The sequence below is a fragment of the Bradyrhizobium genomosp. III genome (assembly GCF_000261705.1).
Taxonomy (GTDB): Bacteria; Pseudomonadota; Alphaproteobacteria; order Rhizobiales; family Xanthobacteraceae; genus Bradyrhizobium; species Bradyrhizobium ottawaense.
The window spans coordinates 1-5688 of record NZ_AJQF01000323.1 but is presented as its reverse complement, the minus strand read 5'-3'; the positions used below and the strand labels follow the sequence as shown (position 1 = coordinate 5688).

Annotated in this window: 7 protein-coding genes; 6 read left to right on the top strand and 1 reads right to left on the bottom strand. The window is 64.2% G+C overall.

Annotated elements, in window-relative coordinates; translation table 11 throughout:
* Positions 1 to 329: 329 nt before the first annotated feature.
* The 6 genes from IC66_RS0126355 (at position 330) to IC66_RS0126330 (ending at position 5345) form a co-directional block, all read left to right on the top strand.
* Positions 330 to 1538 carry a sensor histidine kinase gene (locus IC66_RS0126355; protein WP_028143786.1) on the top strand — a complete coding sequence of 403 codons (1209 nt, stop codon included), beginning with the start codon at positions 330 to 332 and terminating at the stop codon, positions 1536 to 1538.
* Positions 1539 to 1598: 60 nt separating this feature from the next.
* Positions 1599 to 2222: a response regulator gene (locus IC66_RS0126350; RefSeq protein ID WP_018318087.1), complete on the top strand. Its 624-nt coding sequence runs from the start codon at positions 1599 to 1601 to the stop codon at positions 2220 to 2222.
* A gap of 168 nt (positions 2223 to 2390) precedes the next feature.
* The gene (locus IC66_RS0126345; RefSeq protein WP_028143785.1) at positions 2391 to 3026 is read left to right on the top strand and encodes a response regulator; all 636 of its coding nucleotides are present in this window, start codon (positions 2391 to 2393) and stop codon (positions 3024 to 3026) included.
* Between the two features lie 130 nt (positions 3027 to 3156).
* On the top strand, positions 3157 to 4503 hold the full coding sequence (locus IC66_RS0126340; protein WP_038949674.1) for a hypothetical protein: 1347 nt from the start codon (positions 3157 to 3159) through the stop codon (positions 4501 to 4503).
* Between the two features lie 12 nt (positions 4504 to 4515).
* A complete protein-coding gene (locus tag IC66_RS0126335) occupies positions 4516 to 5025 on the top strand; it encodes a DUF2249 domain-containing protein (protein ID WP_028143783.1) in 510 nt (169 codons plus the stop codon).
* Positions 5022 to 5345 carry a metal-sulfur cluster assembly factor gene (locus tag IC66_RS0126330; protein ID WP_038949673.1) on the top strand — a complete coding sequence of 108 codons (324 nt, stop codon included), beginning with the start codon at positions 5022 to 5024 and terminating at the stop codon, positions 5343 to 5345. The genes IC66_RS0126335 and IC66_RS0126330 overlap by 4 nt, the downstream gene beginning before the upstream one ends.
* Before the next feature lie 17 nt (positions 5346 to 5362).
* On the opposite strand, the gene IC66_RS0126325 is transcribed toward IC66_RS0126330, so the two are convergent.
* A partial coding sequence (locus tag IC66_RS0126325) for a UbiX family flavin prenyltransferase (RefSeq protein WP_157158099.1) occupies positions 5363 to 5688 on the bottom strand: 326 nt, incomplete at its 5' end.

The following is a 5688-nucleotide window of genomic DNA, read 5'->3' as shown; positions in this document are numbered from 1 at the left end:
GGCAGCCGCTAGCGCCTCGCTACGTTGGTAGGCATGGCCGCCTATCGGCGCGGGAGTTCGCTGTCTCGGAATTCCGCATTTTTAATCTCTGTTGCGCCAAATTCGAGCGCTTGCGCAGGACACGAACTGCTTCGCCGCGCAGACGCCGCGTCGGGGATTCGAGATTTTAATCCTAAGGAAATGCTACCTCTTGTTGTGGGGCGATTCCAAGGTGTATAATTGGATCGGCTCCAAGGCGCCGCGGGCCGGCGAGGGGACATGTCCCCGAACAGGCGAGCGGACACAGGTGATGCTGTTGTCAGCGTCGCGATGTCGCCGGAGAAGAGTGAGTGCGTATCGTGAAGGTACATGTCTCCCCCGCCAGCGAGTCGCATCGAACCGGCCTCGGGAACTGGCTTCGGACAGGTTCGGAACAATCGATCGAAGCGCTCTATTGGACGTTTTCGACTGATCTCCTCTTCGTCGTGCGCCCGTCTCCTGAAGGGCGCTTCGTCTATGAGGCGATCAATCCGGAGTTCGGGTCCCGGCTCGGTCTCTCGCCGGAAGACGTTTACGACATGGATGTGTTCGATTGCATGAACGCAGACGACGCTAGAATCGTCTGCCAGGCGCTGGGGGCGTGCGTTGCGGAAGGAGCGGAAATCAGGATCCGGCAGCGTCTCGCGTTCGGCGGCTCGCCCCGGAACGTCGAAACGGTAGTAACTCCGGTCGTTCAATCTTCGTGTGGTGGTGCGGTTCGCTTGATCGGCAGCCACCGCGCCCTGCGCAGCCGCGCGTTCGAGAGCGGGGTCGGACAGGGCAACGGGCTCGACGTGAACCTCGGCCTGGTATCGATCCAGGAAGGCATCCAGCAGCGGATAGCGTCCGATCTCCACGATTCGACCTGCCAGCACCTGATTGCCGCGAGTCTCGGTCTCATGCGGATCCGAAGCAGCATCGGCGAACCGGATTTGGCCGAGCGGCTCTGCGACGAAATCGATGCATCGATCGATGAAGCCCTCCGGGAAATCCGCGCCTTTGCCTATCTGCTGCATCCCCGGAACCTCGCCGGTGAGGGCCTGAAGGCTGCGATCGAGCGGTACGCGGAGGGATTTGCGGCGCGCACGTCGTTGCGCGCGAGTGTCAACATCGTGCCGGATGTGGATCGGTTGCCTTACGAGACGAAACGAACGTTGCTACGGGTCGTCCAGGAAGCGCTGACGAACGTCTTCCGTCATGCGAACGCGACCGAGGTGGCCATCGTTATCGACACCGCGGACGGCCGGTTTCACCTGACGCTCAGCGACAATGGACGTGGGCTCCCGCCGGGTTTCGGCAGGAGCGCGGTCTCTGTTGGTGTCGGAATTCCGGCGATGCAAGCACGGCTGCACGAGATCGGGGGTACGCTCGATATCCAATCCAGTCGCGCGCCCCGGCATGCCGGCACGGTGCTGTGTGCAGTATTTCCGTATGCTCCCTCGGCGAACAGGGCCAATCGCCGCGGGGCCACGACAAATGCAAGGGCCCGCGCAGGCGCACAATCAGCGAAAAAACACTAACTGCGGGGCGGCGGGCCGGGGTCACGGCCCATCGCCGATGCGGATTCGGAGTGCTCTGCCATGAAGCGAATTCTCATCGCGGACGATCATGAGGCGGTACGGTCGGGCTTGCGGGCGGTGCTCGAGCAACGGGTGGATTGGGAGGTGGTCGCCGAGGTGAATGACGGCGGCATGGCGGTAGCAGCCGCGATCGAAAGCCGGCCCCATGTCGCCATCGTCGACTTCTCGATGCCGCGCATGACTGGTGTCGAGGTGGCGCGGCGGATCAGAGAGTATCCGCTGCAGACTGAGGTGCTGATCTTCACGGTGCACAATTCGGGCTTGCTTGCCCAGCAAGCATTCGAGGCGGGGGCGCGTGCATTCCTGGTGAAATCCGACGCCAACAAGCTGCTTGTCGCAGCTGTCGAAGCCTTGTTGCTGCACCGGCCGTTCTGGCCCCGGAAGACCGAACTCGACCATGCGCCGCGGACCAACGGCGAGCGGCATCACGAACTCACGGCCCGCGAGCAACTGGTCGTCAAGCTGGTCGCGGAGGGATACAGCAACAAGGGCATCAGTGCGATCCTCGACCTCAGCGTCAAGACCACCGAGGCCCATCGGGCAGCAGCGATGCGCAAGCTGGAGGTGAACTCGACGGCGGGGCTGGTCCGGTACGCCGTTCGGACCGGGCTGGTCGAGGCGTGAAACGGCGATATTAGCGAGCAATACGGGCGTCGGTACCTTCGCCGGGAGATATCAGGGTTTTGTGGGATAACGATTCCAGCCACGCTCCCTATGATCGTTCGACTGTGCTGCCGGTTTGCTGCCGGTATCGGCCCGGAAGCGCAAGGGTCGGCCAACAGGAACGACACGGTGAAACGCATCTTGATTGCGGATGATCATGAAGTTGTGCGTTCCGGGCTGCGTGCAATCATCGAAGCGCATTCCAGCTGGATCGTGAGCGGCGTGGCGACCGATGGCGAGCAGGCGGTCGCGCTGGCGCTCGAGACCAGGCCGGACATCGTGATCGTTGACTACTCTATGCCGGTCATGAACGGGTTGGAGGTCAGTCGCCGCCTCAAGGCACTCCACCTTGGCGCGCAGGTCCTGATCCTGACCATGCACGAGAGCGAAGAGCTTCTGACCGAAGCCATTCTGGCCGGGGTGCGCGGCTTTCTGTTCAAGTCAGACGCGCGCAAGCACCTCATCTCCGCCATCGAGGCCCTGCTCGACGGCAGGCCCTACTTCACCAGCATCCTGCTGGAGAGGCTGCTGCACGACTACCAGGGCAACAAGGAGAATCGGGCCGACATGCTGCTGACTTCACGCGAGCAGAGCGTGGTCCAGCTGATCGCGGAGGGGCATACCAACAGGTCGATCAGCTCCATCCTGAAACTGAGTGTGAAGACCGTCGAGACCCATCGCGCCTCGGCCATGCGCAAGCTCAGGATGTCGTCCACCGCTGAGCTCGTCCGCTACGCGATCCGCAAGAAGTTGGTCTTGCCCTGAACAGATGCTGACGTCGGCAGTCGCGAAAGGCGCCGGAGTTTGCGCCTCGACAAAGTGGTCGTGACTGCAACCGCTTACCTTTTCGGGTGCTGACACGGGGTTTCGTGTTGCACGCGATGGGAAGCAAGCCGTGATTGGAACCAGCCTCTGTAAATGGGCCATCAGCTACTTCGCGGTCGCAATCGTATGGCTGCTGCTCGCGGAAGTGCTTGTTGTCGCCGGGTTCGGCTTTCCGAACCACGACATCGGCGGGCCGGACACGCTCATCATCGTGCACATGGTTAGCATTGGCTGGTTGAGCACGGTCCTGTGTGGCGCGCTGTTCCAGTTCGTGCCGGTGCTGGCCGCAAGGCCGCTCTATGCGGAGCGCGGGACACTGCCGGCTCTGGTGCTGCTGACGCTTGGGCTGACCATCCTGCTCGCGGGCTTCCTGACGCTTGGCGGGCACTTCAACGGGTCGCCCCGGCTGCTTCCGGTCGGCGCGAGCCTGCTGATTGCCGGCTTCGCGTTGGTCGTTGCCAATCTCGGCATGACGCTCTGGTCGGCCCGTCCGCTGCCGGGGCCGGCGCGCTTCGTCGCAGCCGGGCTGGGCTGCATCTGCGTCACGGCGGCATTCGGCGGCATGTTCTCTCTCGTGCTGTCCGGAACCGCTATCGGCGCGCAATGGCCGGACCTGCTGGTGTCGGGCGTTCCGATCCACGCCATTGCCGGGCTTGGCGGATGGCTGACCTTCACGGCCATGGGGGTCAGCTATCGCCTGCTGGCGATGTTCATGCTCGCGCCCGACAGCGACGCGCGGCTGGGCCGGCGGGCCTGGCTTGCCGGCATTGCCGCGCTGGCCGTCGGAGCTGTCGGCGGCGTGCTCGCACTCTGGCGTGCGACCGGGGTGAATTTGGCGCTTCTGCTGGCAGGAGCCGCGGCGCTGCTGTCGCTAATCGCCTACGGCCGCGACATGCTCGGCCTGTACAGAGCCCGCAAGCGTCGCGCGCTCGAGCTCAACACGCGCATGAGCCTCGTTGCGCTGGCGAGCCTCGTCGCAGTCGCAATCCTCGGCGCCGTGTTCCTTGCGACCGGTTCTCTCCAATCGCATGTCGGAGCGCTCGCGTTCCTGGTCGCGTTCGGCTGGCTCACTGGCCTCGTGCTCGCCAATCTCTACAAGATCGTCCCGTTCCTGACCTGGCTCGAGACCTACGGTCCGGTGATGGGCAGAGTGCCGACGCCCCGCGTGCAGGATCTCGTTGACGAGCGCCGCGCGTTGAAATGGTTCATGCTGTTCTTTGCCGGAAGCTGGGCGGCAACCTTGATGCTCCTGGTCGACGAGGCACCCGGTTTCCGCGTCGCCGTCGCGGTCGTGACGCTTGCGACGCTCGGCCTGGGCGAGGAGCTCATCAGGGCAAGGCGGCTTGCGGACGTGTCGGAGCCGCTGCGCCTGCCGACGGGAGCAGTCGTGCCCCATCTGTTGGTCTCGCGAAACTGAAAGGAGACTGCAATGACCCAATTCATCGACGTCGATGTCCGGCCGATCCTGCGTGCAGGCGGCGAGCCGTTCTCGATCATCATGGCCGCGCTCGCGCGGCTCGAGCCCGGGGAGGGGCTGCGGCTCTATGCCCCCTTCAAACCGGTTCCCCTGTTCGACGTCATGGCGAGCAAGGGCTTTGCGCATCGGGAGGCCGAGCTCGAAGGCGGCGAATGGGAGATCCGGTTTCTGCCGGACGACGGCTCGTCCGATGCGGCTGAACCGGCGCCCGCGGTGGCGAGTGGTGGCGATTGGCCGGAGCCCGTGGTTCATCTCGACAACCGCGACCTCGATCCACCGGAGCCGATGGTCCGGATTCTGGCTGCAATGGAGCGGCTCGCCCCCGGGCAGACCCTCTTCGCCTTGCTCAGTCGTGAACCGGTCTTCCTGTTTCGGGAACTGACCAAGCGCGGCCATCAATGGCGCGGCGGCTTCACACCGCAGAACGACACCTATCAACTGACCGTGAGGGTTTGCGCATGACGATCAACGACGACGATCTCGTGGCTCAGATAAGGCAGGCGCTGAAGGTCGTGATCGATCCGGAGCTCGGGCACAACATCGTCGACCTCGGCTTCGTCTATGACGTGTCGATCGACGACGGCGCCGCGCACATCACCATGACGGCGACGACACCAGGTTGTCCCGCCGCATCCTTTCTCAAGGAGGGCGTCGCCAACAGCGCGTGCCTGGTTCCTGGCGTGGAATCGGTCGACGTCACCATGACGTTCGAGCCGCCCTGGCAGCCCTGGATGATCTCGCCAGGCGTCAAGGCGTCGCTCGGTTTTGCTGAGGTGAACTGACCCGGCGAGGCGGCCGGCTAGACGCCTTCGCCGCCCGGGCCGGACCAGGTCCTTGCGGGTGCGCGAAGCTTTGTCAGGTCGAGCAGGTTGATCGCCCGGGCGGCGATCTGGTCGATCACCTCATCCAGCGACTGTGGTTTCAGATAGAAGGCCGGCATCGGCGGGGCGATGATCGCGCCGATCTCGGTTGCCTGCAGCATCGCTCTGAGATGGCCGAGATGCAGCGGGCTCTCGCGGACCAGCAACACCAGCCGGCGCCGTTCCTTGAGCTGCACATCGGCCGCGCGCGTCAGAAGGTTGTCGAGCTGCCCCCAGGCGATGGCCGAGAGCGTGCGGATCGAGC

Excerpts from the sequence above, each read along its gene's own strand:
- IC66_RS0126350 (WP_018318087.1), top strand. The coding sequence starts at position 1,599 with ATGAAGCGAATTCTCATCGCGGACGATCATGAGGCGGTACGGTCGGGC.
- IC66_RS0126335 (WP_028143783.1), top strand. The coding sequence starts at position 4,516 with ATGACCCAATTCATCGACGTCGATGTCCGGCCGATCCTGCGTGCAGGC.
- IC66_RS0126330 (WP_038949673.1), top strand. The coding sequence starts at position 5,022 with ATGACGATCAACGACGACGATCTCGTGGCTCAGATAAGGCAGGCGCTG.